This window comes from Microbacterium sp. CFSPD4_SD4 (assembly GCF_057364585.1).
In genome coordinates this window covers 282209-306360 of record NZ_JBNFOC010000001.1, presented here as the reverse complement: position 1 = coordinate 306360, position 24152 = coordinate 282209, and the positions used below count along the sequence as shown (strand labels likewise).

Genomic DNA, 24152 nt, shown 5'->3' with positions numbered 1-24152 from the left:
GGCTCACGTGACTGAGGACCCCACCGGCAGCGGCTCGCCGTCGCCCGGGGGCTCCTGCACGAGCTGAAGGGCATCCGATTTCGTCAGATGGTTGGGGTACAGCATCCGTGAGAACCTTCCGCGCGGATCGTCTTTGTCGCGGGGGAGATCGATGTGGGCTCGCTCGATCGCCGCGATGAGGAGTTCCGTCTGCTCATCGGTCAACACGAGGAGCCCTCGTTCTCGCAAGCCCACCACTGCTCGCGAGCGATCCGATGCCGTGAGGACGACCGCGATACTCCGGGCTGTGGCGTCCGGCTCCCAGGGGTGTGCGATGACCATGGCCGTCGTGAGGGTCGCGGTCGGGATCTCCTTCGTGCCGACGAGCAGACGGGTGGCGTCGCGTGAGATGCGCGGCGGTCGCGAACGTCGCCGCACGACGGCGCTGACGGTGATCGCCACGGCCGCCAGCAGCGCAGCCGCGAGCGGCCACGTCCATGCGCCGAGCGGTCCCGCCGCCACCGGGATGAGGAACGCGCCGATCATCATCGCAAGGAGAAGCGGCTGTCCGGAGAAGACGTGAAGAGCCCACCAGGGAAAGAGAGTCCGCGAACGAGAGGGCCCTAACGGCATCCACTCCTGTACGTCGACGTTCGGCTCGCTCTCCGGGCGATCGGACGAGTGCACCGGTTGAGGCTGCCGTCGCACCCCTCTGATGATCGACGTCAGGCCCACCACACCGAGCACGGCGGACAGCACCCATCCGCGCAGCGGGTCGTCGGCCTCGTTCTGATCGGTCCCCGCCAGTGTGACCACCCCACCTACGGAGATGAGGAGAAGGAAGACCCCGTAGAGCAAGAAGACCCGACGGGTGCGTCGGGCCGTCCAGGGCTTCGGCTCCGTGCCTGGAGGCCACGAGGGGTCGCCCCAGGTCCTTCGCCTCGTGAGCAGGAGGCCGGCCGCCACTCCGACGCACCCGAAAGACAGCGTCACTGCGGCCAGAACGCCGATTCGAGGATCGGCGATCACGAATGTCGAGGCCACCGCCACCGCTGCGCTGAAAATCGCCAGCGCCAAGCCCACCACGGTGGGCGTCAGCAGCCCTCCCGCCCTCTCGTCATCCGCGTCCATCCGCCCGCCCCACATCTCCCCAGTCAGCAGGCGGAAGTTCAGGCCCCTCGATCCTGCCGAGGCCGAAATGTGCCTGTTCCTGAGGATGAACCTACCGTTCCGCAGGACCTGTTGCGATCGCACTCCATGCCCTCCGGAGAGCGTGTACCCCGCCTCGGAGATCGTCAGCTGAGGGGAGCACAGGCCCGTCGGCCATGCCCACGTTCGAATGAGGGTAGCGCGAGTATGCTCCCAGCGAAGGGGTACGACTCGTAGGATCACGATATGACTTCGCCTCGCCGTGTCCCGGCAGACCTGCGGAAACGCGGGGGCTTTCGGGGAGCCGACGATTCGACCGCCTCGCTCATCCTCGGCCAGTTCTTCGTCGGTGGCTTTTTCCTGTTCATCGTGGCTTTCTTCCTCGCGCTCGGAGCTGCGGAAGAGTACGACGGGGTGACGTCCTTCATCGGGGCGAGCATCATCGCCGTCGTCCTGTCCGTCGTGTCGATGATCACCGCCCTGGTGATCGGCCTGCCCCTTCGCCTCGTCTCGGCGCTTCGCGCGCGGTGGCTCGCGCACGGCGAGGTCACCGTCCTCGGGGTCGTCGTCGGACTCGGCGCCTGCATCGTGTCGGTCATGCTGGCGGGCGGAAGCGGGGGAGCGGCGCTCCCGTGGTGGGCGTTCGTCGTCTCGTGGACGGTCCTCGCCTTCTCGGTCGCGCACTTCGTCTGGCCAGGACGGGGCCGGCCGCGTGAGCTCCCAGCGCCACGCGACGACGACCAGCCCGCGTGAGCACGCGCAGGGAGGGTCAGCAGTCGGAGGACCCGGGAGCACGGGACGCCGATGAGCACGTCACGACGCACACGCGGCGGGGATTCCTCATCGCTGCCGGAACCGGCGTCGCGGTGACCGGCATCGGCATCTGGCTCTCCACGAGCTCCGGGGGAGAGGCAGACGACACCGGACGCCGCCCGGACAACCCCCGCGGGCTGCCAGAGTACGAGCCGGTCTACGACCGCGCGGTCACGGGCCTCGAGGTACCGCTCGGTTTCGAGGACTGCGCCCACCCGACGGTGCGCGCTGACCGGAGCATCGCGGGGAGCGAACGTCGAACCGTGAGCCCGGTCATCGACCGCTTCGTCATCCACCACACCGGCACGACGACGGACCAGTTGGACTTCTTCTCCCGCTGCAACAGGCGATCATCGGCTCCCACCTTCTACCTCCGGCACGACGGCTCGGTCATCGAGACCATCCGCCCGGGAGCGAAGCCGTCGTCCACCGGCGCGGACTGGAACTGGCGCTCCGTGGCGGTGGAGACGCTGGATTTCACCGGATCCCCGGAGCACACGGTGACCACCGCGCAGGTGGAGGAGATCGCGCAGATGATCGCGTGGCTCGCAGGCTTCGACGGCCGGACCCTGGACGGCGTTCCGGTGCGCTTCCGGATCGACCGAGAGCACGTCGTCACCCACCAGGAGACGTGGTCGGGAACGGAGTGTCCCGGCCCGTTCCTCCAGTCGCGAGTGGATGACATCGTGGCGCGAGCACAGGTTATCTTCACGACGTCATGAGGCTGGAGCCGTCCGCGACAATAGGGGAGTGCGCCACCTCCTCTCATTGACCGAACTCACCGGGGACGATCTGAGGGAGATCTTCGCGCGCGCCGCGCGGATCGAAGCGGGAACCCTGGCGAGGAGGGACGGCGCGGCCGCGCTGTTCTTCCCTTCCTCGAGCCTGCGGACGCGTGTCTCGTTCGAACGCGGCGCTGCGGAGATGGGTTTGCAGCCGATCGTCTTCCCTCCGGAGGCGCTCGACACCGTCGAGGACGCGGTCGACATCGTCGGATACCTGTCGGCGTGGGTCGAACTCCTCGTCGTCCGGCATGCCGATCTCCACGTGCTTCGTGAGCTCGCTGCCCCTGGGATTCTCCCGGTGGTCAACGCGATGACCAACGCGAACCACCCATGCGAGGTGCTATCCGATCTCTTCGCGCTCTCGCGCGAGATGGATGTCCGCTCACTCCGAGTCCTCGTGGTGGGACCAGACGGCAACATCGCTCGAGCCTGGGAGGAAGCCCATCGGGCTTTCGGAATCGATGTCGTGCAGGCCTGCCCGGAGGAGGTCCGCACACCCGCGCTGCCGTGGAAGGAGGATCTCAGCGATGCCGTGCAGGAGGCCGACGTAATCATCACGGATGGGCCGGGGGAGCACACCGCGGCCATGGCGCCCTATCGGATCACTTCGGATCTCCTCGACAGCGCCCCTGACGGCGTCCGTTTCGCGCCGTGCCCGCCGTTCGTCCGCGGGCGTGAGGTCTCGGTCGCTGCCGCCAACCATCCCGCGTTCGTGGGCTACGAGTTCAAACGTCACCTGAAGAGCGTGCAGCAGGCGATCATGGGGTGGGCGATCGAGGGATGACGGGGAGATGACCGCGGTAGCGTTCTTTCTTTAACCTGACATAATGTGCATTATCGGATAATCCGTATGCGGGGTGGGGAGCGCGAGAGAGGGCCCGGATCGCTCGACTTTCCCCTCAACGACTGACGTACGCCGCGAGATGTTCGCCCGTCAGCGTCGACCCGTCAGCGACGAGCTCGGCAGGCGTTCCCTCGAACACGATGCGGCCGCCGTCGTGGCCGGCTCCCGGTCCGACGTCGATGATCCAGTCGGCGTGTGCCATGACGGCCTGGTGATGCTCGATGACGACCACCGTCTTGCCGGCGTCGACGAGTCGATCCAACAGGCCGAGGATCGTGTCGACGTCAGCGAGATGCAGACCCGTCGTCGGCTCGTCCAGCACGTACACGTCGCCCTTCTCGCCCATCTGGATCGCGAGCTTGATGCGCTGTCGTTCACCGCCCGACAGAGTCGACAACGGCTGGCCGAGCGACAGGTACCCGAGCCCCACGTCCTCCAGGCGTCCGAGGATGGCAGCCGCGGCCGGGAGCTTGGCCTCGCCCTCGCTGAAGAACACACGAGCCTCGGAGACCGGAAGGTCGAGCACCTCTGTGATGTCCTTGCCGCCGAGCTTGTACTCCAGCACCACCGCCTGGAAGCGCTTACCGCCGCAGTCCTCACAGGGGGTCTCGATCGTGTCCATGAACCCGAGCTCGGTGATGATGACACCGGCGCCCTTGCATGTAGGACAGGCGCCCTCGGAGTTCGCACTGAACAGGGCGGGCTTCACGCCGTTCGCCTTCGCGAAGGCTTTCCGGATGGGTTCGAGCAGCCCCGTGTACGTCGCGGGGTTGCTGCGACGCGAGCCCTTGATGGCGGATTGATCGATCGCCACCACGCCCTCGCGTCCGGTCACCGAACCGTGGATGAGCGAGCTCTTACCGGAGCCGGCGACACCGGTGACGACGGTCAGGACGCCGGTCGGGATGTCGACGTCGATGTTCTGGAGGTTGTTCGTGGATGCGCCGCGCACCTCGATCGCGCCGGTGCGGCCACGCACGGCGTCCTTCAGCTGTGCACGGTCGTCGAGGTGCTGCCCGGTCAGTGTTCCACTGGCTGTGAGGCCCTCGACGCTCCCCTGATAGCAGATCTCTCCCCCGGCGCTTCCCGCACCCGGCCCCAGGTCCACGACGTGATCGCCGATCGCGATGGTCTCCGGCTTGTGCTCGACGACGAGTACCGTGTTCCCCTTGTCGCGGAGTCGGAGCAGCAGGCCGTTCATCCGCTGGATGTCGTGCGGATGCAGCCCGATGGTCGGCTCGTCGAACACATAGGTGACGTCGGTCAACGAGGACCCCAGGTGCCGCAGCATCTTTATCCGCTGCGCCTCTCCCCCGGACAGCGTCCCCGAGGGCCGGTCCAGGCTCAGGTACCCCAGGCCGAGGGTCACGAAGGCGTCGAGGTTGGCACTCAGCGCCTGGAGCAGCGGCCCGGCTCCCGGGAGATCCAGGCCGCGGACCCACGCGGCGAGATCCGTCACCTGCATACGGCAGGCGTCGGCGATGCTCACGCCGTCGATCTTCGAGGATCGCGCGCCCTCGGTGAGACGAGTACCGTCGCACTCCGGGCACACCGCGAAGGTGGCCACGCGCTCGACGAAGGCACGGATGTGCGGCTGGAGCGCGTCGAGGTCTTTCGAGAGCATGGACTTCGTGATCTTCGGGATCAGACCCTCGTAGGTCATGTTGATGCCCGAGATCTTGACCTTCGTGACCTCTCCGTAGAGGAAGAGGTGGCGTTGCTTCTCGGTGAAGGACGAGATGGGCTTGTCCCCCGGGTAGAACCCGGACTGCGAGAACCCCTTCACCATCCAGCCGTCGGCGGTGTAGCCGGGCACCATGATCGCGCCCTCGTCGAGGGACTTCGACTCATCGACGATCTGGGACAGGTCGAGGTCCGACACCACTCCCCTGCCTTCGCATCGCGGGCACATGCCGCCGAGGTAGATCGCGTCCTTCACGATCTTCTTCTCGCCACCCGGCCCGGTCATGACTCCGCTGGCCTTCTGCGCCGGGATGTTGAAGGAGAACGCCGTCGGGCCGCCGATGTAGGGCTGGCCCAGCTTGCTGAACAGGATGCGGAGCATGGCATTGGCATCCGTCACGGTGCCGACGGTCGACCGCGGGTTCGCGCCGAGACGCTCCTGGTCCACGATGATCGCCGTGGTGAGCCCTTCCAGCACGTCGACGTCGGGCCGCGGCACCGACGGCATGAAGCCCTGCACGAACGCGCTGTACGTCTCGTCGATCATCCGACGCGATTCGGCGGCGATCGTGTCGAAGACGAGCGAGCTCTTTCCCGACCCCGAGACCCCGGTGAACACCGTCAGACGTCGCTTCGGGATGTCGACGCTCACGTCCTTGAGGTTGTTCTCGCGCGCGCCCTGCACGCGGATGAGGTCGTGGGTGTCCGCGGGGTGCTCGGCAGCGGTCATGCGGCGTCCTTCGTGGTGGTGGCGCCGTCAGGCGGCCTGGTTGATACGGAGCAGGTTGCCGGCGGGATCGCGGAAAGCGCAGTCGCGGACGCCGTAGGGCTGGTCCATCGGCTCCTGGACGACATCGGCGCCGACAGCGACCAGCCGCTCGAACAGGGCGTCCAGGTCATCGCTCGCGAGGGTGAGAGCGCCATAGCTGCCCTTCGCGATGAGTTCCAGGATGGTCTGCCGCTCCGCCTCGGTGATGCCGGGGTCGGTGGCCGGCGGGTGGAGGACGATCGAGGTCTCGGGCTGGCCGACCGGGCCGACCGTGAGCCAGCGCAGGCCGTCGTATCCGACGTCGTTGCGCACCTCGAAGCCGAGGGCGTCGCGATAGAAGCCGAGGGCGGCGTCGGCGTCGGTGTGCGGGAGGAAGGCGTAGTGGATGCTGATCTTCATGATGCTCACGTTAGGTGCGCCTCGGGGCGCGGCGCTTCTCGATTCCTGATCGGTCGGGTGACCTGCTTGGCGTGGAACGACGGGATGCCCTCGACGTTCGCGGCGCGTTCACGGTACACGCTGGGTGGGACACCGACCAGCTCCGAGAACCGGGTGCTGAACGTGCCCAGCGAGGAGCAGCCCACCGCGAAGCACACCTCGGTGACGCTGAGGTCGCCGCGACGCAGCAGCGCCATGGCACGCTCGATGCGGCGGGTCATCAGATAGGAGTACGGAGATTCGCCGTACGTCTCGCGAAACCGCCGGCTGAGATGGCCGGCCGACAGGTGCACGCCCCGCGCCAGAGCCTCGACGTCCAAGGGCTTCGCGTACTCGCGATCGATGCGGTCGCGGACCTTCCTCATCACGACAAGCTCCCGCAGGCGAGCATCATCCACCGGTGTCACGTCATGATCCTGCCATGACGCCGGAAGACGCGGAATGACCATCCGCGACGCGCGGAGGCCCTCCTCCCCCGCTGCCGGAGATCCGGCGCTACCCTGGGGGCATCCTCACAGGATTCTCTCAGAAGGGGTTCCCCGCCATGTCTGAAGCACTCGCTGAAACGAAGTCGTTCTTCAAATCCATCCGCGTCGCTCTCGCGGTCTCCGGCGTTCTCGCGCTGCTCGCGGGCATCGCGCTGCTGGTCTGGCCGGTGAAGTCGGCCGTCATCGTGACGGCGATCTTCGCGTCCTACCTGATCGTCGCGGGAGTCGTGTACATCGGCCTCGGCATCTTCTCCCGCGCGAAGGGCGGCTGGTCGCGCGTCGGACACATCGTGCTCGGCCTGCTCTACATCGTCGCCGGCGTCATCGCGTTCTTCAACCTGAACGTCGCCGCCGCCACCCTCGCGCTGGTCGTCGTGATCTTCATCGGCGTGAGCTGGATCGTCGACGGCGTCGTGGCGCTCTCGCTGCTCGGCAGCGACGGATCGCGGGTCTGGACGCTGATCTACGCGATCCTCAGCATCATCGCCGGAATCATCGTGCTCTTCTCGCCGGTCATCGCCGGCTTCGCGCTCTGGCTGCTCCTGGGCATCTCGCTCGTCGTGCTCGGCATCGTGCAGATCATCCGCGCGATCACCCTCGGCAAGGACGAGAAGGCCTTCACCACGGGCGCTGCCGCCGTCTGATCCGCAGACGCGAGACGCCGCGGACCTGCAGCAGCGGGTCCGGGGCGTTTGGCGTCTGACGACTACTCCGCGGCGAAGGCGCTCACGTCGCCGACGAGGCGGGTGTTGTCCGCGGGGACGGGATCGATCACGGCCCTGGCGACCTCCGCGGCGAACTCGGACACGTTGTAGAGGCGGCCGGCGGACTCGCGGCGCTCGGCGATGGCACCCGGGTTCGCGCGCTCGAGCAGCGTCGCGGTGATCGTGCCCTCGATCATGTCGCCGGAGACGACCGTGAAGCCGATCCCCTTCTCCGCGAGACCGGGGATGAGCTCCCGCAGCGCGTCCTCACCGGCGCGCTTGGAGAGCGCGACGGGCTCGTACTCGGGCATCGTCGGCGTCGTGCGGATGAAGTGCGCCTGGTGGCTGGTGACGAACACGACGCGTGCGCCGTCCGACAGCAGCGGCGTCGCGGCGTCGAGCACATTGAGCTGCGCGTCACGGTTGAGCTTCAGGGCGTAGTCCTCGGCCATGCCCGACTCCATGCCTCCCGACGCGTTCAGGACGAGCACATCGAGGCGCCCGTACTCGGCGCGGACGGCGTCGAACATCTCGGCGACCGATGCGGGGTCGGTGAGGTCCGCACCGACGACCAGCGCCCGACGGCCGAGCTCGCGCAGCTGCGCCGCGAGCTTCTCCGCGCGCGGCGCCTTGTTCCGGTAGTTGATCACGACGTCGGCGCCGGCCTCGGCGAGGTACCGCACGGTGTCGGCGCCGATCCCCCGCGATGAGCCGGTGACGAGGGCCACCTTGCCGTCGAGGGATCCTGCGGGAAGAACGTCGGTCACGGGTGACTCCTCATGGTGCGTGGAACGCCGTGAGCGCACGGCTCTCACAGATTACCAAGGGGGCGCGGTGGCGGCCGGTCGGCTGTCGCCGCGCGTGGTACGTTGACGGCAAAGGAGGCCGCATGGACAACTTCTCGACGTTCGTCACGTTCATCGACCACTGGGCATGGATCGGGTGGCTGGTCCTCATCGCCGTCTTCCTCGTCATCGAGATGCTCTCCCTCGACTTCACCTTCCTGATGCTGAGCTTCGGGAGCGTGATCGGTCTCGTCACCGACTTCGTCGGCCTCCCGGTCTGGATCCAGATCCTCATCGCCGCCTTGGCATCCGCCCTCTTCATCCTCTTCCTGCGACCACCCCTCCTGCGCCGCCTGCACCGCGGAGCCGATCCCACGCGCTCGAACGTCGAGGCGCTGGTCGACCTCCGCGGCATCGCGCTCAGTGAGATCACGCAGATCTCCGGCCAGGCGAAGCTCGCGAACGGCGACACCTGGACAGCCAGGACGACCACCCCGATGGCCATCCCCGCGGGGGCGCCTGTCGCCGTCAGTGCGATCAACGGCGCGACCGCCATCGTCCGACCCCTCAACGACTAGGAGCACGCGTGGACGACGCATCGATCATCCCGACCGTGATCATCTGGATCCTGGTGATCGCGGTCATCATCTTCGTGATCGTCACGATCGCGCGGGCGATCCGCATCATCCCGCAGGCGACCGCCGGCGTGGTGGAACGGCTCGGCCGGTACCACAAGACCCTCTCCCCCGGCCTCAACATCCTCGTGCCGTTCATCGACCGCCTGCGGCCGCTGATCGACATGCGCGAGCAGGTGGTGTCCTTCCCGCCGCAGCCCGTGATCACCGAGGACAACCTCGTCGTCTCCATCGACACCGTCGTCTACTTCCAGGTGACCGATGCCCGTGCCGCGACCTACGAGATCGCGAACTACCTCGGCGCCGTGGAACAGCTCACCACCACGACTCTCCGCAACGTCGTCGGTGGTCTGAACCTCGAAGAGGCCCTGACGAGCCGCGACAACATCAACGGACAGCTCCGCGTGGTCCTCGACGAGGCGACGGGCAAGTGGGGCATCCGCGTGGGCCGCGTCGAGCTCAAGGCGATCGACCCGCCCGTCTCCATCCAGGACTCCATGGAGAAGCAGATGCGCGCCGAGCGGGACCGCCGCGCCGCGATCCTCACCGCCGAGGGGACGAAGCAGTCCGCGATCCTCGAGGCGGAGGGCCTTCGTCAGGCGGAGATCCTCCGAGCCGAGGGTGACAAGCAGGCGGCGGTCCTGCGCGCCCAGGGTGAGGCGGAGGCGATCCAGAGCGTCTTCACCGCGATCCACCAGGGCGCGCCGGACGACAAGCTCCTCGCGTACCAGTATCTGCAGATGCTCCCGAAGATCAGCGAGAGCCCGTCCAGCAAGCTCTGGATCATCCCGAGCGAGCTGACCGAGGCACTCAAGGGCATCGGCACGGCCTTCACTCCCAAGACAGGCCAGGGTTCGACCACTCCCCCCGCCGGCGTGTGACGCACCCGTACTTCGTCAAGGCCGAGCAGCCCCGCATCCTGGCCCATCGGGGCCTGGTGACCGCCGAGGGGCGGGAATCCGGCGTCTGGGAGAACACCGCGGCCGCCTTCGCCGCGGCTCATGCCGCCGGGGCCGAGTACATCGAAACGGACTGCCAGATCACCGCCGACGGTGACGTCGTGCTCTTCCACGATCACGATCTGCGCCGTCTCGTGGACGATCCGCGCGCCGTCCACGAGGTCAGGACGCGGGAGCTGAGCGCGCTGTTCGCCGAGCACGGCGGTCTGCTCACGGTGGCCGAGGCGCTCTCCGCATTCCCGGAGACCCGGTTCAACATCGACGTGAAGACACCGGCCGCCGCGGCGCCGCTGGGCCCGATCCTCGCCGCGCACACGCATCGTGTCCTCGTCACCAGCTTCTCGGATGCCAACCGGCGGGCGACACTGGAAGCCGTGCGGCAGACCGGCACCGCGCTCCGGCCCGCCACCTCCGGCGGGAGTCGGACGATCGCGGCTCTGCGTTCGCTCTCCGCGGTGCGCCTCTCCCCCGGCAGACTGCTCCGGGAGATCGACGCCCTGCAGATCCCCGAGCGTCACGGCGCGATCAGGGTGCTGACGCCCGCACTCCTCCGCGCCGCCCACCGGGCCGACACCGAGGTCCACGTCTGGACCGTGAACGACGCGGACGAGATGCGGCGCCTCATCGACGCGGGTGTGGACGGCGTCGTGACCGACCGCGCCGACCTCGCCGTCGCCACGTTCCGGAAGCCCTGAGCGCCCCATATCCTCCGGCGCTGGGATTCCCCTGTGAATACCGCGCAGAACGCCCCGACGTGGATGAAGCGCACAGGCTCGAACGTTATACCTGACAGCGACGAGAGGACCACACAATGGCAGATCGCAGCCTGCGCGGCATCCGACTCGGCGCCCAGAGCCTACAGAGCGAAGAGGGCGTCGTTTTCATGGAGCGCCGTGAAACCACCTACACCTGTGACACCTGCGGACACGACACCACGCTCATGTTCGCCGCCGATGCCGAACCGCCTCAGACCTGGGAGTGCCGTTCCTGCGGAGCGGAAGCCCGCCTGAAGGTCGACGGCGAGGCCGTCACCCTCGAGGTCACCGACGAGAAGGCCGCCCGCACCCACTGGGACATGCTCATGGAGCGCCGTACCCGTGCGGAGCTGGAGGAGCTTCTCGAAGAGCGCCTCGCGTACATCCGAGCCCGGCGCGGTGCCGGCGAGGACCCCACCCGCGAGAAGATCGGCGCCTAGCGCCGACGGGCGCGCCACCACCCGAGACCGAGCGCGCCCAGACCGCCCCAGAGCAGCACCTGCTGCAGCCAGGGGCCCAGGACGATTCCCGCCGTGAGGCCGGAGCGGAGCTCGACATCCTCGAGCATCGCTCCGGCCTCATCCGCGTCCAGGCTCGTGACCGTCCTCCCGTCCGGGAGGATGACCTGGCTCGTGCCGACCGTGGAGATGTTGACGACGCTCCGGCCCGTCTCGATCGCGCGCATCCGTGCGAACGCGAGCTGCTGGAGATTCTCGTCCGTGCCGCGGAAATCGGCGTTGTTCGTCTGGAAGACCAGGACCTCGGCGCCGCCGTTCAACCCCTCCGTGATCACGTCGTCGTAGATCACGTCGAAGCAGATCGCCAGACCGACGCGGACATCGCCCACCTCGACGATCGGCGGGTTGGTGCCCGGGGTGTATTCGCGCTGGATCAGCCCGATGAGATCCGGGACCAGGGCGTTGAAGAAGGGCCGATCCGGCACGTACTCGCCGAACGGCACGGGATGACGCTTGTCGTGCTTCTGCGGCGCTGTGCCGTCCGGCAGCCAGAGCATCGAGGTGTTGTAGTAGAGGTTCCCGCGGCCGGTGGCGGCGTTGGCGAGCAGCGGCGCATCGATGCGGTTCGACACCAGGGTCATCCGTCGCGCGATGGCGGAGTTCGCGAAGGGATCCGTATCGAGCCCGCCCTCCGGCCACACGAGCAGGTCGACGTCCTCGCCGTACAGCGGATCGGTCGCCTCCGTCTGCGCCTGGATCACGGCGAAGGGCTCGCGCTCGTCGAAGTAGCCGGTCGGCCCGTTCCCCTGCACCGCAGCGATGCGCATCGAGCCGGACGGCGTGGTCGGGAACAGCGGCGTGAAGAAGAGGACCAGGACGAGCGCGGCCGGCGCGAGCAGGGTGATCGGTCGCCGCCAGAGCCCCATCCGGATGATCTCGATCACCATCGCGACGAGGAAGACCATGAGGAAGCTCAGCCCGCTCACGCCGATCCAGGAGGAGAGCGCGGCGAGGGGGCTCTCGGCCTGGCTCATCCCGAGACGAGCCCAGGGGAAGCCGCCGTACGGCCACCAGCCGAGGAACAGCTCCCGTCCCACCCACAGCGCCGCGACGACGGCCGGGAGGGTCAGCAGACGTCCCGCCACGCCCGGCCAGGCTCGGGGCAGCCACCGGTACGCGAGGGTCACGGGGATGAGTCCGACGGCCGTGAGGACACCCTCGACGACGCTCAGAGCCGCCCAGGGCAGCGGCCCGAGGTATCGAGACGTCCACGACACGAGCAGCGCGAAGAACACGACGCCGTACACGAGACCCACGAGCAGCGCTCCCCCGGCCCGACGGCCGATCAGCGCGAGCAGAAGCAGGGCGGTGGCAGGGAAGGCCAGGATCCAGATCGCCGCCTCGGGGAACGCGAGGTCCATGAGCAGCGCAGCCAGGCCGGCCAGGGGAACGGCGGCCCAGAGGGGCAGGAGGGCGCGTCGACGTACGGAGGCTTCGGTCATGCGGGCGGATCTCACATCGAGGAGTAGGCGACGATGCCACGGCGCACACCGTCGAGGGCAGCCCGGGCGGTGCGTGCGAGCGCGGCGTCTTCCGCGACGATGGACAGCTGATCCAGGAGGTCGATGGTCTGCTTCGCCCACCGCACGAAGTCGCCGGCCGCCATGTCGGCATCGATGAGGACGCGGTCGAGCATCCCGCCGCGCGCCCAGGCGTGCATCGCACCCGCGAGCCCGGCGGCCAGCGGCTCGCTTCCCGGGAGCTGATGGTCCTGCTCCAGGTCGTCGAGCTCGGCCCAGAGAGCGGTCGTCTTCTCGTATGCCGCTCGGAAGGCGCCCCTCGGGAGGCCCCGCTCCCCCGCATTCGCTTCGTCGCGGCGCGGTTCGTACACGAGGCAGCATGCCATCGCGGCCAGCGACGGCGCGTCCAGCCCCTTCCAGAGGCCTTGACGCAGCGATTCGGCCACGAGCAGGTCGCGCTCACCGTAGATCCGCCGCATCGTGCGCCCGGCGTCGGTCAGGTGCATCCCGTCCTCGTCGCGACGGACGTAGTCCAGTGTCTCCAGCACCTCGACGACACGGTCGAAGACGCGGGCCACCGTGCCGGTCCTGGTCTCGATCTGACGGCGCGTGCGATCGGTCTGGCGCTTGAGCTTCCAGTAGCGCTCGGCCCACCGGGCGTGCTTCTCGCGGTCAGGACAGCGGTGGCAGGGGTGGCGCTGCATCCGCGTGCGGAGCGTCTGGATCCGCTTCATCCGCTTGTCCCGAGCAGCGCGCGGGGCCTGGGTGTCCTGCCGGTTCTTCTTCTCGAGGTCGCTCAGCTCGCGGCGGATGGCGGCGTACTCCGGGAAGTCGCCGTGCTCGCACGCCATCGCCGACTGATAGCCGGCCAGCGACTCCTCGGCCTCCCGCACCTGTCTGGCCAGCCCGACCACGGCGCGGTCCGCCTGGAACTGGGCGAACGACGACTCCAGGATCTCCCGGGCTCTCGCCTGGCCGAACAGGTCGATGAGGTTGACGGCCATGTTGTACGTCGGCCGGAAGCTGGAGTTGAGCGGATAGGTCCGCCGCGACGCGAGGGCGGCGACGGCCTGCGGGTCCATGCCCTCGCTCCACTGCACGACCGCGTGCCCCTCGACGTCGATGCCGCGGCGCCCGGCGCGGCCCGTGAGCTGTGTGTACTCACCGGAGGTGATCGCGACGCGAGCCTCTCCGTTGAACTTCTCCATCTTCTCGAGCACCACCGTCCGCGCCGGCATGTTGATGCCGAGGGCCAGCGTCTCGGTCGCGAAGACGACCTTGAGCAGCTTGCGCTGGAACAGCTCCTCGACGACCTCTTTGAAGGCCGGCAGGAGGCCGGCGTGGTGGGCGGCCACGCCCCGTTCGAGGTTGTCCAGCCATTCCCAGTAGCCCAGCACCCCGAGATCCTCGTCCTGCAGAGTGCGCGTGCGCTCCTCGACGATGGCCCGGATCTCGGCGCGCTCCTCCGCCGAGGTCAGGCGGAGCCCGGAGCGCCGTACCTGCTGCACCGCGGCGTCGCAGCCCACGCGGCTGAAGATGAAGAAGATGGCGGGGAGCAGGTTCGAGCGTTCCAGCAGCTCGACCACGTCCGGGCGGTCCATGCGCTCGATCCGGCGCGCGTTCGCCGCGCGCACGGGGCGACGCCCGCCCCGCGGCGGTCGGGGGGCCTGCCGCCCGGCGTGCCGGTTGCTGCGATACGAGTGCGCCTGACGGTTGCTCTCGTAGGTGGAGCCGGTGAACGACCGGATGCGCATGAGCTCCTGGTTCACCTGGGCCGTGGCGATTCCGGCACGGTCGTCGAAGAGCGGCAGCAGGTCGTCGCGCACGAGCACGTGCTGCTCCAACGGCACCGGACGGATCTCGGAGACGATGACCTCGGTGTCACCGCGAACCGTGTCGAGCCAGTCGCCGAACTCCTCGGCGTTCGACACCGTCGCGCTCAGCGAGACCAGGCGCACGCGGGGCGGGAGGTGGATGATGACCTCTTCCCACACGGCACCCCGGAAGCGGTCGGCCAGATAGTGCACCTCGTCCATCACGACGTAGCGCAGGTCGCGCAGAGCCGCGGAGTCGGCATAGATCATGTTCCGCAGGACCTCGGTGGTCATGACCACGATGCGTGCGTTGCCGTTGATGTTGGTGTCGCCCGTCAGCAGACCGACGTCGTCCGCACCGTACACATCGACGAGTTCCCGGAACTTCTGGTTGGACAGCGCCTTCATCGGCGTGGTGTAGAACGCCTTGTCCGTCGCGGTCTGCATCGCCAAGTGGATGGCGAATTCCCCCACGATGGTCTTCCCGGCACCCGTGGGGGCGGCCACGAGAACGCTGCGTCCGTTCTCCAGGGCGTGGCAGCCGGCGAGCTGGAACGGATCGAGCTGGAAGCGCTGGCGCGCGGCGAACGCCGCCGTCTCCGGGTGCGCCGCACTCTCCTGAGCCTGCGCGTACCGCTCGGACGGCGAACTCATGTGGCGTCCGGGACGAGTCCGGCGGCGGTGTCCCGCTTGCGCTTGCGTCGGTCGAAGAGGAGGGAGAGTCCTGCCGCTGCGAAGAAGAGGACGATGAGGATGCCGGCCAGCATGAGCATGCTCACCACATCCGCTGCCGGGGTCGCCAGCGCGGCGAAGATCGTCGCGATGAGGATCGCCACCCGCCACCCCTTGAGGATGGCCCGTCCCGACATCACGCCGGCGAGGTTGAGCGCGACGAGGAAGACGGGGAGGACGAACGAGATGCCGATGACGATCATCAGCTTGAACACGAAGTCGTAGTACTCCTGCGCGGAGTAGAAGTTGGTTCCGCCCTCCGGCGTGAAGCTCCACATGAGTTCGATGACGTGCGGCATGATCTGCACACCGAGATAGCACCCCGCGAAGAACAGCGGCACCGCGGCGACGACGAAGCCGACGGTGTAGCGGATCTCCTTGCGGGTGAGGCCGGGCATGATGAAGGCCCAGATCTGCCACAGCCAGACGGGTGCGGAGAGGAACAGGCCGATCGTGAAGGCGATGCGCATACGCATGTCGAACGCGGACGTCACTGTCGCGAAGTTCAGGGCGCTGAAGTCATCACCTCGCTGTTCCGAGATGATGCGTATCGGACCGGTGATGAAGTGGATGACCGGGTCCGCGATGATGAACGCCACGACCATGCCGACGACCAGAGCGATCGCCGCGTACATGAGGCGCTTGCGCAGTTCGACGAGATGTGCGCCCAGCGACATCCGCCGATCCCGATCCGCCGTCGGCATCACGGTCGGTTCGATGGCTGCCACGGCCGGTCAGGCGCGAGGCGGAGTCTCAGGGTCGGTGCCCGAGTCCTTCACCGTCGTCGGCTCCGCGGGAGCCGACTCGGCACGAACCGCGTCTTCTTCCTTCATGGCCTTCATCTCACCCTTGAAGACGCGGGCCGACTGGCCCATGCTCTTCGCGAGAGCCGGCAGCTTGGCAGCGCCGAAGAGGAGGAGGATAACGGCCAGCACGATGAGCAGGTGCCAGCCTTGCATTCCAGCGAACATATCGACAATCCCGTCGTAGGGGGGCTTTCCGCCCCAGTCTACAGATCAAACCTCGGCATCAGGCCGGTGGTAGAGCGCGAGTCCCGCGGCGGCCCACTCCCGGGTGGCGGTCCGCGCGATCCCCGGATCCGTGACCTCCATCGCACCGCCGAAACGGGCCGCGAGCCGTTTGATGCCGCGGGGGTCCGCGAGGTGGAGCTGCGTCGTCACCATCCCGTCGCCGGCGCGGAGCGTCTCCGTGGGCACGAAACCGCTGAACAGCGGAGCGAGGCGCTCCGGGACGCGGACGGTGACCTCGCGCTCCTCCTCCAGCCCGGCGAACGCCTCCGGTACCCGGTCGCCGCCGTGAGTGCTGGGGATGTCGGTGAGGGTGGGCGCGCTGACGCGATCGAGGTGGAACGTGCGCATCGCCTCGCGCATATGGCACCAGCCCTGCAGGTACCACTGTCCGTTCGTGATGAGGATCTGCACGGGATCCACAGTGCGGGTGGTGGGCTCGGCATCGGGAGCCTGGTACGTGAACGACACGGCCACCCCGTTCTGCAGACCGCGCGCGACGACCTCACGCACCTCGTCCACCGCGGTCGGGGCGACGACGACGTCGGCCGGCGCATCGGCGGCACCGCGCGAGAGCTTCGAGATGAGGCCGGCGACGAGGCCGGAGTCGGATACGGCCGGGACGGCTGCGACCATCTGCAGACCGGCGAGCAGGGCTGCCGCCTCTCGTGCGGTGAAGCGCGGCACGCGGCGGAGGGCCACGTCGTTCGTGATCTCGATGACGTCCTCGAGGTCGAGGAGATCCCAGTTGATGTCGAACATCTCCTGCGGCTGCTGCCAGTAGCCCGCTTCGCCCGGCAGGCCGATGACCGTCAGCTTCTCGACCATGGCCCGCATCTCCCGCGGGGTCACGCCGAACTCCTCGGCGGCCTCGGCGAGCGAGACCTGTCCGTGCTCGAGCAGGTACGGGACGAGCGTCAGGTAGAGACGCACGCGCTCCGCGGCGAGGAGAGGCTTGGGAGCCGCGCTCATGCGGACACCTCCGCATCGGTGTGGGCTTCGACCACCGCGCGCAGGCGGCCGATCACGGCATCGCGGAGTCGTGCGGGCTCGACGACGCGGACCTCGGGACCGTAGGACGCGAGTTCGTCCGCGAAGATGTGCAGATCGACGAAGGGCACGTGGATACCCTGCGCCGCGGGCGTCGCCCGCCGCCCGAGCCGCAACGCGGCCTCAGTGCCGGGCGTCACCTCCAGGAGTGCCGAGTTCTCCGCGGCGACGCGCTCCAGACCTCGCAGAGCCCGCTCCCCCGCCCCTTCGCGCAATGCGGGGTCGAAGGTACTCGTGCTGACGACGACGTCGCCGACGATGCGGCTCAACAGGAACGTCCGGTCCTCGTCGATGTCGACGTCGACGCCGTACACGTGCCAGCGCGCTTCATAGTCCACGAGGGCGAGGGGCCGGATCCGACGCCGTCGAGGAGCGTCCTCGCCCGGCTTCACGTAGTCGAAGGTCACCACCCTGCTGCGTTCGATCGCGTCCTGCAGCGGGGCGAACGCGGGGTCGCGGGCGGTGATCCGCGGCGCGAAGCCGATGATCGGTTCGTCGCCGTCGATGCCGAGGGCCCGGATCTTGCGGACACCGGACTGTGCGTCTCCCGAGACCGACTCCGCACTCCAGACGCTGCCCGCGAGGCGGAGCACGGCCAACTCGGCAGGCGAGAATTCGATGTCCCCTGGCAGATCGTATTCCGCCTGCGGAATGCGATACCTCGCCTCACGGAGGTCGTTCGGGTCCGCCGCGTCGCCGATGGTCTCGATGGGGACACCCAGCGAGCGGAGCTCGTCCTTGTCCCGCTCGAACATCTTCTCGAGCGCATCCGACCGCGTCCCCGCGTCGGCGCGCTGGCGGTAGCCGGAGACGTTGTCGAGGATCTGCTGCTTGGTGAGCCCGATCTCCGTGGCCATCAGCGCCACGACGAGATTCGTCAGGCGCTCTTCGGCAGGGATCCGGGCGGCCATCAGGGTGCGGCGACCGGGGACACGCCGAGGATGTCGACCACGACGGCCATGGCCGGGGAGCTCTCGGTCTTGGGGAGCACGACGAGGACCTGCGAGCCGACCGGCTTCCCGACCAGCGCATCCGCGACCGGCGCGGCGATCTGTCGGATGCCGTCGGTGGCGGACTGGCCCCAGGTGCTCTGTACGACGGTCTTGTCGTCCCAGTTCACCGCGGTGAAGTGCACGAGCGGCGTCTGCTCCTCCGTCAGCTCCTCGCCGTCGCCGCGGATCAGCGTCTGGACGATCTGCTCGTCCGGGGCGGCGCTGTCGGGGATGATGATGCCGGGAGTGCCGTCGTCGGCGCGCACGACGGTCGGCATGCCCTGCGCGTCGTTGAACTGCAGCGTGCCCTCGGCCTTCGGGAGGAACGCGTCGACGACGTCGATGACGAACACCGCGATGTCGTCCTGGCCCATGCCGAAGCCGCCGAGATTCGCCTCCCCGAAGTCCTCCGGGGTCAGACCCGCCACGATGCGGCTGCCGCCGGTCGCGCACTCCAGGACATCGGCGAGTCCGGGAGACTGCGCGGCCCAGGACCCGATGGTCGAGGCGCGCGTGGTGTCCTCGTCGTACGTGGTCGCGAAAACCTGCTTGCCGGTCGCCCCGTCGTAGATGGAGATCTGGGCGACGAGCGGCTGGGCGTCGTCGACGAGTGCACGGCCGTCCCCCGTGACGACGTCCGCATAGGACGTCTCCGTGAGGCGCACCGGCGCGAAGATCTCGACGTCCGGCTCGGAGCCGACCTCACCGGAGACGGTGACGGCGCTGTCGATGCCGTTGGCGTGTCCGCCACGATCGCACGAGGCGTCGGCGGACGAAGAGGTCACGCTGCACCCCGTCAGAGCGAGGGCGGCGAGGCTGAGGGAGGCCAGAACGGCGGACGTTTTACGCACGCGCTCCAGTCTATTCCGTCGTGTGCTCGGATTCGCGCGATGCCGCCGCCAGCCGCGCGCCCTCAGCCGCCTTCCCGGCCTCTCGCGCGCGCTTGCGGAGGTTCTTGTCCGTGATCTCCCGATCGCCCACCGCGCCCGGCGTCCACAGTTCGACGTCCTCGTCGCTGTAGCTGCTCTTCGAGGCCCGACGCTTCACAGACGGGGCCACGGCACCCGGGGCGAGCCGGCGAGCCGTGAGGAGGAACCCCGTGTGCGCGACCATGCGGTGGTCCGGCCGGACAGCCAGCCCCTCCACGTGCCACCCGCGGACCATGGTCTCCGACGCCTCGGGGTCGGTGAAGAGCCCGGTGCCGCGGATGAACTCGGCGACGCGGGAGAGCTGCGTGGCGGTGGCGATGTAGCAGAGCACGACACCGCCGGGGGTCAGCGCCTCCGCGACCGCCTCGATGCACTCCCAGGGCGCGAGCATGTCGAGCACCACCCGGTCGACGGTGCCGGGCTCGACTTCCACGGGCAGCGCGGCGACGAGGTCTCCGACGACGACGCGCCAGGAGTCGGGGCGCTCCCCGAAGAAGGTCTCCACATTGGCCTGGGCGACCTCGGCGAAGTCCTCGCGGCGCTCGAAGGAGAGCAGGCGCCCCGTGGAGCCCACGGCCCGGAGGAGCGAGAGCGACAGAGCACCGGACCCGACACCGGCCTCGACGACGGTGGCGCCCGGGAAGATGTCGGCCTGCATGACGATCTGCGCCGCGTCCTTCGGGTACACGATCGCGGCACCGCGGGGCATCGACATCGCGAAGTCCCGCAGCAGCGGCCGCAGCGCCAGGTACTCGTGCCCGGAGCTGTTCGCCACGACCGAGCCATCAGGGAGCCCGATGAGGTCGCGGTGCCGGAGGACCCCGTGGTGCGTGTGCAGCTCGCCGTCCTCGCGGAGCGTCACGGTGTGCAGGCGACCCTTCGGGCCGGTGAGCTGTACGCGGTCGCCCTCCCGGAAGGGGCCGCTGGGGCGCGGGGCGGACGTGGTCGTCATCGGGTGGCCTCCGTGATCGCAGCGCGGGAGCCGAAGAGCTCCACGAGGTCGGCGGCACCGCGGCCGTCGAGGGTCGGCCACAGCTCGTGGGCGCCGAGGCCGTCGAGCGGGACGATGTGGGGCACGCCGAGCGTCAGAGCGCCGGAGGCGAGGCCCGCGCGGAGACCGGTCGGGGAATCCTCGATGACCACGACCTCGGCGATGTCGACGTCGAGGAGCGCGGCGGCCTGGAGGTACGGCTCCGGGTGCGGCTTGGGGTTGTCGACGTCATCTCCGGCCACGACGATGTCGAAGGCCTCGAACTCGATCAGCCCGACCACGTCGAGAGCCATCCGGCGCAGCGACATCGTCACCAGACCGGTCGGGATACCGGCGGCACGGAGATCGCGGAGAAGCTCCTGGGCGCCCGGCCGGAAGGGGACGCCCTGGGCCCGCAGCGACTCCTGCACGGCCGTCGTGAGGTGGGAGACGATCGCCTCGGGGGCCATGTCGACCCCCGCGCCCTGGAGGATGATCGCGCTGTCGATGAGGCCGCTGCCCACGAGCTGCAGGGCGTCCTCATGGGACCACGTACCGCCGAACGACTCCACCAGTGCGGTCTCGGCCGCCATCCAGTACGGCTCGGTGTCGACGAGTGTTCCATCCATGTCCCAGAGGACCGCGCGGGGCTTGTTGCTCACTGAACCCATGCTAGCCGGGCCCGCCCACATCCCCTCGACGCGGGCTAGCCTGGGGGGACGGAGCCACGACCTCGAAGGGAGCACGGCATGGACGTTCTCGGTTCGCGCATCATCATCGCCGCCTTCGACGGCTGGAACGACGCCGGTGAGGCCGCGACCGGAGCCGTCGGCGCGCTGCAGGCGGCGGGCGGCTACGACCTCGTGCACTCGGTCGACCCGGAACTCTACTTCGACTACCAGTACACGCGACCCGCCACCCGGCTCGACGCCGAGGGCCGCCGTCAGATGACGTGGCCGGAGGCGGGGCTGTGGCGTCCGCGCGAGCCAGGACCCGGCCCGGAGTTCTGGCTCCTCACCGGCGCCGAGCCCGCGCGCACCTGGCAGGCGTTCGCGTCCGAGTTCATCGACGTCGCCCTGCGCGACGACATCACCGGCTTCGTGACCCTCGGCGCTATGCTCTCCGACGTGCCGCACACTCGCCCGATCTCGATCTTCGCGTCGAGCCAGAACGAGCAGGTCCGGGAGGCGCATGCGCTGGAGCGGTCGGTGTACGAGGGCCCGGTCGGCATCCTCACCGTTCTCGAGCACTTCGCCGAGAACGCGGGCATCCCCTCCGTGAGCCTCTGGGCGAGCGTCCCGCACTACGTCGCCTCCGCCGCCCCTTCGCCGAAGGTCACCCTGGCCCTCCTCGACCGTCTCGAGGAGCTGACCGGGGTGGATGTCGACCGCCGGCACCTCCGCACGGAAGCCGCGGCCTGGGAGGCGTCGATCGATGCCGCCGCATCCGAGGACGAGGACATGGCGGAGTACATCCGGCAGCTGGAGCGCACGCGGGACACATGGGACTCCCCCGATGCGTCGGGAGACGCGATCGCCCAGGCCTTCGAGCGCTACCTGCGGCGCCGCGACGACGGCCGCGGCGACCGCAAGCGCTGATCAGGCGTCCGGCTCAGGCCGAGGCCGGGATCACGCCCATCGCGAGCAGCACGAGCAGCACGCCGCCGAGCAGGATCCGGTAGATCACGAACGGCAGGAAGCTGCGCTTCGAGATCCAGTTCATGAAGAACGCGATCACGCCGAGCGCGACGACGAAGGCGACCCCTGTCGCGGCCATCGTGTCGCCGAGCGAGAAGAAGGACGGCTCGCCCCAGCTCTTGAACAGCTGGTAGAAGCCGCTGCCGAACACGGCCGGGATCGCCAGCAGGAACGCGTAGCGGGCGGCGGCGGCGCGCTCGTAGCCGAGGAACAGCCCCATGGTGATCGTGCCGCCGGACCGCGAGACCCCGGGGATGAGGGCGAGTGCCTGGGCGAGTCCGAAGGCGATGCCGTGCGGGTAGGTCAGATCGTCGAGCGTGCGGCGCTTGGCTCCGACGTGGTCGGCGATGCCCAGGAGGATGCCGAACACGATGAGCATGATCGCCACGATCCAGAGCGAGCGGAAGACGGTCTCGATCTGGTCCTGGAACAGGAGTCCGAGCAGCACGATCGGGATGCTGCCGATGATGATGAGCCACCCCATGCGCGCGTCCGGGTCGTTCCGCGGCACCTTTCCGGCGAGGGACCGGAGCCACTGGGAGATGATGCGGACGATGTCGCGCCAGAAGAACACGACGACGGCGGCCTCCGTGCCGATCTGCGTGATGGCGGTGAACGCCGCGCCCGGGTCCTCCCCGGAGGGCAGGAACGTCCCCACGACCCGCAGATGGGCGCTGGAGGAGATCGGCAGGAACTCGGTGAGACCCTGGACGATTCCCAGGATCAGTGCTTCGAGCAGGTGCATGGAGAGGCCTTCGTCTTTCGGGGCGGCACGGAGCGCGTGGACGCCGCTCAGTACGTGCGCAGCAGATCGGCCAGCACCCGCTGACCGAAGACAAGTGAGTCTACGGGCACCCGCTCGTCGACTCCGTGGAACATCCCGGTGAAGTCGAGATCGGCCGGCAGGCGCAGCGGGGCGAAGCCGTAGCCGGTGATGCCGAGCGTGGCCAGCGCCTTGTTGTCGGTTCCCGCGCCCAGGAGGTACGGGATGACGGGGACACCGGGGTCGTGCCGCCCCAGCGCCGCCACCATCGCCTCGACGAGCTCCCCTGTGAACGGCGTCTCCATGCCGATGTCACGGACCACGGTCTCGATCCGGATGTCGTCACCCACGATGCGCTGGAGCTCCGCGAGCACGTCGTCCTCGGTCCCCGGGATCACGCGGACGTCGATCAGCGCCTCGGCGCGCTCCGGGATGACGTTGTGCTTGTAGCCGGCGGTGAGAGCCGTCGGGTTGGTCGTCGTGCGGAACGTGGACCGCAGGAAGGCCTCAGCCGGGCCGGCCGCGGTGGCGAGGGCGTCGGGGTCGTCGGCGCTCCGGCCGCTCAGCGCGCTCAGGCCCTCGAGCAGCGCCTCCGTCGTCGGCGTGAGCCGGACCGGCCACCGCGTGCGGCCGATGGCGGCGACGGCCTCGGCGAGCTTCGTGACGGCGTTGTCCTCGTGCAGGCGGCTGCCGTGCCCCGCCCGGCCGGTGGCGACGAGGCGGATCCAGATCAGCGCCTTCTCGCCCACCTGCAGCAGGTACGCCCGACGGTCGTCCACCGAGATGGAGTAGCCGCCGACCTCGCTGATCGCGGCCGTCGCCCCGGCGAACCACTGCGGCCGGTCCTTCACGACGAGCGCGGAGCCCTCGACCCCGCCGTTCTCCTCATCGGCGAAGAACGCCAGGACGAGGTCGCGCTCCGGCTGCTCCCCCGCGCGCAGGATGTCGGCCACGGCGGTGAGGATCATCGCGTCCATGTTCTTCATGTCGACCGCGCCGCGACCCCACAGCATGCCGTCCTGCACGGTGCCGGCGAACGGATCCACCGTCCAGTCCTCGGCGACCGCGGGCACGACGTCCAGGTGGCCGTGCACGACGAGAGCCGGCTTGGTGCGGTCGCGGCCCGGGACCCGCGCCATGACGTTCGTGCGCCGCGGGATGGGCTCGTAGTACTCGACCTCGAGTCCCAGCTCCTCCAGGTACGCCCCGACGTACTCGGCCGCCTCCCGCTCCCCTTTCGCGTTGCCGCCGCCGTAGTTGGAGGTGTCGATGCGGATGAGGTCGCTCGCGACGCGGGCGACCTCCGGCAGGGAGGAATCGGTCATGGACTCAGGCTATCGAAACCGCGTGCCACGCCCGGGCGTCACGCTCGGTTCGAGACGCCTCCGAGAACGTGCTAATCTCATTCTTCGG

Annotated in this window: 25 protein-coding genes; 9 read left to right on the top strand and 16 right to left on the bottom strand. The window is 68.8% G+C overall.

Annotated features, from left to right (window positions below):
• Nucleotides 1–3 precede the first annotated feature (3 nt).
• On the bottom strand, nt 4–1110 hold the full coding sequence (locus AC2W7E_RS01540; RefSeq protein ID WP_378870924.1) for a hypothetical protein: 1107 nt from the start codon (nt 1108–1110) through the stop codon (nt 4–6).
• 264 nt (nt 1111–1374) lie between these two features.
• On the opposite strand from AC2W7E_RS01540, the gene AC2W7E_RS01535 reads away from it, so the two are divergent.
• From AC2W7E_RS01535 to AC2W7E_RS01525, 3 genes are read left to right on the top strand one after another with little or no spacing between them, the layout of a single operon-like run.
• Nucleotides 1375–1881, top strand: a complete 507-nt coding sequence (locus AC2W7E_RS01535) for a hypothetical protein (RefSeq protein ID WP_485988408.1) — start codon at nt 1375–1377, stop codon at nt 1879–1881.
• A complete protein-coding gene (locus tag AC2W7E_RS01530) occupies nt 1878–2663 on the top strand; it encodes a peptidoglycan recognition protein family protein (protein ID WP_485988407.1) in 786 nt (261 codons plus the stop codon). Before AC2W7E_RS01535 ends, AC2W7E_RS01530 begins: the two co-directional genes overlap by 4 nt.
• Nucleotides 2664–2691: 28 nt before the next feature.
• A complete protein-coding gene (locus AC2W7E_RS01525) occupies nt 2692–3510 on the top strand; it encodes an ornithine carbamoyltransferase (RefSeq protein WP_485988406.1) in 819 nt (272 codons plus the stop codon).
• 115 nt (nt 3511–3625) lie between these two features.
• Here the strand turns inward: AC2W7E_RS01525 and AC2W7E_RS01520 are convergent, their stop codons facing one another.
• Genes AC2W7E_RS01520 through AC2W7E_RS01510 form a run of 3 tightly spaced genes read right to left on the bottom strand, consistent with a single transcriptional unit; the run spans nt 3626 to nt 6825 of the window.
• Entirely contained in the window at nt 3626–5983 is a 2358-nt protein-coding gene (locus AC2W7E_RS01520) for an ATP-binding cassette domain-containing protein (RefSeq protein WP_485988405.1), read from the bottom strand.
• 27 nt (nt 5984–6010) lie between these two features.
• Complete coding sequence (locus AC2W7E_RS01515; protein ID WP_025103449.1) at nt 6011–6421, bottom strand: VOC family protein; 411 nt, start codon at nt 6419–6421, stop codon at nt 6011–6013.
• A 5-nt stretch (nt 6422–6426) separates the two neighbouring features.
• Nucleotides 6427–6825: a helix-turn-helix transcriptional regulator gene (locus tag AC2W7E_RS01510; protein WP_051582213.1), complete on the bottom strand. Its 399-nt coding sequence runs from the start codon at nt 6823–6825 to the stop codon at nt 6427–6429.
• A 179-nt stretch (nt 6826–7004) separates the two neighbouring features.
• Between AC2W7E_RS01510 and AC2W7E_RS01505 the strand changes: the two genes are divergently transcribed.
• Nucleotides 7005–7592 carry an HdeD family acid-resistance protein gene (locus tag AC2W7E_RS01505; protein WP_025103447.1) on the top strand — a complete coding sequence of 196 codons (588 nt, stop codon included), beginning with the start codon at nt 7005–7007 and terminating at the stop codon, nt 7590–7592.
• A gap of 62 nt (nt 7593–7654) precedes the next feature.
• On the opposite strand, the gene AC2W7E_RS01500 is transcribed toward AC2W7E_RS01505, so the two are convergent.
• A complete protein-coding gene (locus tag AC2W7E_RS01500; RefSeq protein ID WP_025103446.1) occupies nt 7655–8419 on the bottom strand; it encodes an SDR family oxidoreductase in 765 nt (254 codons plus the stop codon).
• A 122-nt stretch (nt 8420–8541) separates the two neighbouring features.
• Here AC2W7E_RS01500 and AC2W7E_RS01495 point away from each other — a divergent pair, with 122 nt between their 5' ends.
• The 4 genes from AC2W7E_RS01495 to AC2W7E_RS01480 all read left to right on the top strand — a co-directional run bounded on the left by AC2W7E_RS01495 (nt 8542) and on the right by AC2W7E_RS01480 (nt 11226).
• Nucleotides 8542–9015 carry an NfeD family protein gene (locus AC2W7E_RS01495; protein WP_025103445.1) on the top strand — a complete coding sequence of 158 codons (474 nt, stop codon included), beginning with the start codon at nt 8542–8544 and terminating at the stop codon, nt 9013–9015.
• A gap of 8 nt (nt 9016–9023) precedes the next feature.
• A complete protein-coding gene (locus AC2W7E_RS01490; protein ID WP_126893221.1) occupies nt 9024–9953 on the top strand; it encodes an SPFH domain-containing protein in 930 nt (309 codons plus the stop codon).
• The gene (locus AC2W7E_RS01485) at nt 9950–10726 is read left to right on the top strand and encodes a glycerophosphodiester phosphodiesterase family protein (RefSeq protein WP_126893222.1); all 777 of its coding nucleotides are present in this window, start codon (nt 9950–9952) and stop codon (nt 10724–10726) included. Before AC2W7E_RS01490 ends, AC2W7E_RS01485 begins: the two co-directional genes overlap by 4 nt.
• A 116-nt stretch (nt 10727–10842) precedes the next feature.
• Entirely contained in the window at nt 10843–11226 is a 384-nt protein-coding gene (locus AC2W7E_RS01480) for an RNA polymerase-binding protein RbpA (RefSeq protein WP_025103442.1), read from the top strand.
• Here the strand turns inward: AC2W7E_RS01480 and lnt are convergent.
• Genes lnt through AC2W7E_RS01435 form a run of 9 tightly spaced genes read right to left on the bottom strand, consistent with a single transcriptional unit; the run spans nt 11223 to nt 20941 of the window.
• Nucleotides 11223–12746 carry an apolipoprotein N-acyltransferase gene (gene lnt / locus AC2W7E_RS01475; protein ID WP_025103441.1) on the bottom strand — a complete coding sequence of 508 codons (1524 nt, stop codon included), beginning with the start codon at nt 12744–12746 and terminating at the stop codon, nt 11223–11225. The genes AC2W7E_RS01480 and lnt overlap by 4 nt on opposite strands.
• An 11-nt stretch (nt 12747–12757) precedes the next feature.
• A complete protein-coding gene (locus AC2W7E_RS01470; RefSeq protein WP_315106007.1) occupies nt 12758–15232 on the bottom strand; it encodes a DEAD/DEAH box helicase in 2475 nt (824 codons plus the stop codon).
• Entirely contained in the window at nt 15229–15987 is a 759-nt protein-coding gene (tatC, locus tag AC2W7E_RS01465; protein ID WP_025103439.1) for a twin-arginine translocase subunit TatC, read from the bottom strand. The genes AC2W7E_RS01470 and tatC overlap by 4 nt, the downstream gene beginning before the upstream one ends.
• Nucleotides 15988–16044: 57 nt before the next feature.
• Nucleotides 16045–16281 (bottom strand): twin-arginine translocase TatA/TatE family subunit, encoded by a 237-nt coding sequence (tatA, locus tag AC2W7E_RS01460; RefSeq protein ID WP_025103438.1) that lies wholly within the window; start codon nt 16279–16281, stop codon nt 16045–16047.
• A gap of 45 nt (nt 16282–16326) precedes the next feature.
• Nucleotides 16327–17310, bottom strand: coding sequence for a helix-turn-helix transcriptional regulator (locus tag AC2W7E_RS01455; RefSeq protein ID WP_485988404.1), 984 nt, complete (start codon nt 17308–17310; stop codon nt 16327–16329).
• Nucleotides 17307–18299 carry a helix-turn-helix transcriptional regulator gene (locus AC2W7E_RS01450; RefSeq protein WP_485988403.1) on the bottom strand — a complete coding sequence of 331 codons (993 nt, stop codon included), beginning with the start codon at nt 18297–18299 and terminating at the stop codon, nt 17307–17309. Before AC2W7E_RS01450 ends, AC2W7E_RS01455 begins: the two co-directional genes overlap by 4 nt.
• Nucleotides 18299–19231, bottom strand: a complete 933-nt coding sequence (locus AC2W7E_RS01445; protein WP_485988402.1) for an FKBP-type peptidyl-prolyl cis-trans isomerase — start codon at nt 19229–19231, stop codon at nt 18299–18301. The genes AC2W7E_RS01450 and AC2W7E_RS01445 overlap by 1 nt, the downstream gene beginning before the upstream one ends.
• Nucleotides 19232–19241: 10 nt before the next feature.
• Entirely contained in the window at nt 19242–20261 is a 1020-nt protein-coding gene (locus AC2W7E_RS01440; protein WP_025103434.1) for a tRNA (adenine-N1)-methyltransferase, read from the bottom strand.
• A complete protein-coding gene (locus tag AC2W7E_RS01435) occupies nt 20258–20941 on the bottom strand; it encodes an HAD family hydrolase (RefSeq protein WP_025103433.1) in 684 nt (227 codons plus the stop codon). The genes AC2W7E_RS01440 and AC2W7E_RS01435 overlap by 4 nt, the downstream gene beginning before the upstream one ends.
• A gap of 87 nt (nt 20942–21028) precedes the next feature.
• Here AC2W7E_RS01435 and AC2W7E_RS01430 point away from each other — a divergent pair, with 87 nt between their 5' ends.
• On the top strand, nt 21029–21877 hold the full coding sequence (locus AC2W7E_RS01430) for a PAC2 family protein (RefSeq protein WP_025103432.1): 849 nt from the start codon (nt 21029–21031) through the stop codon (nt 21875–21877).
• Nucleotides 21878–21890: 13 nt separating this feature from the next.
• Here the strand turns inward: AC2W7E_RS01430 and AC2W7E_RS01425 are convergent, their stop codons facing one another.
• Together AC2W7E_RS01425 and AC2W7E_RS01420 are read right to left on the bottom strand one after the other, a co-directional pair.
• Nucleotides 21891–22721, bottom strand: coding sequence for an undecaprenyl-diphosphate phosphatase (locus AC2W7E_RS01425; RefSeq protein WP_378870890.1), 831 nt, complete (start codon nt 22719–22721; stop codon nt 21891–21893).
• Nucleotides 22722–22768: 47 nt separating this feature from the next.
• Nucleotides 22769–24064, bottom strand: a complete 1296-nt coding sequence (locus AC2W7E_RS01420; RefSeq protein ID WP_378870887.1) for a M20/M25/M40 family metallo-hydrolase — start codon at nt 24062–24064, stop codon at nt 22769–22771.
• Nucleotides 24065–24152 lie beyond the last annotated feature (88 nt).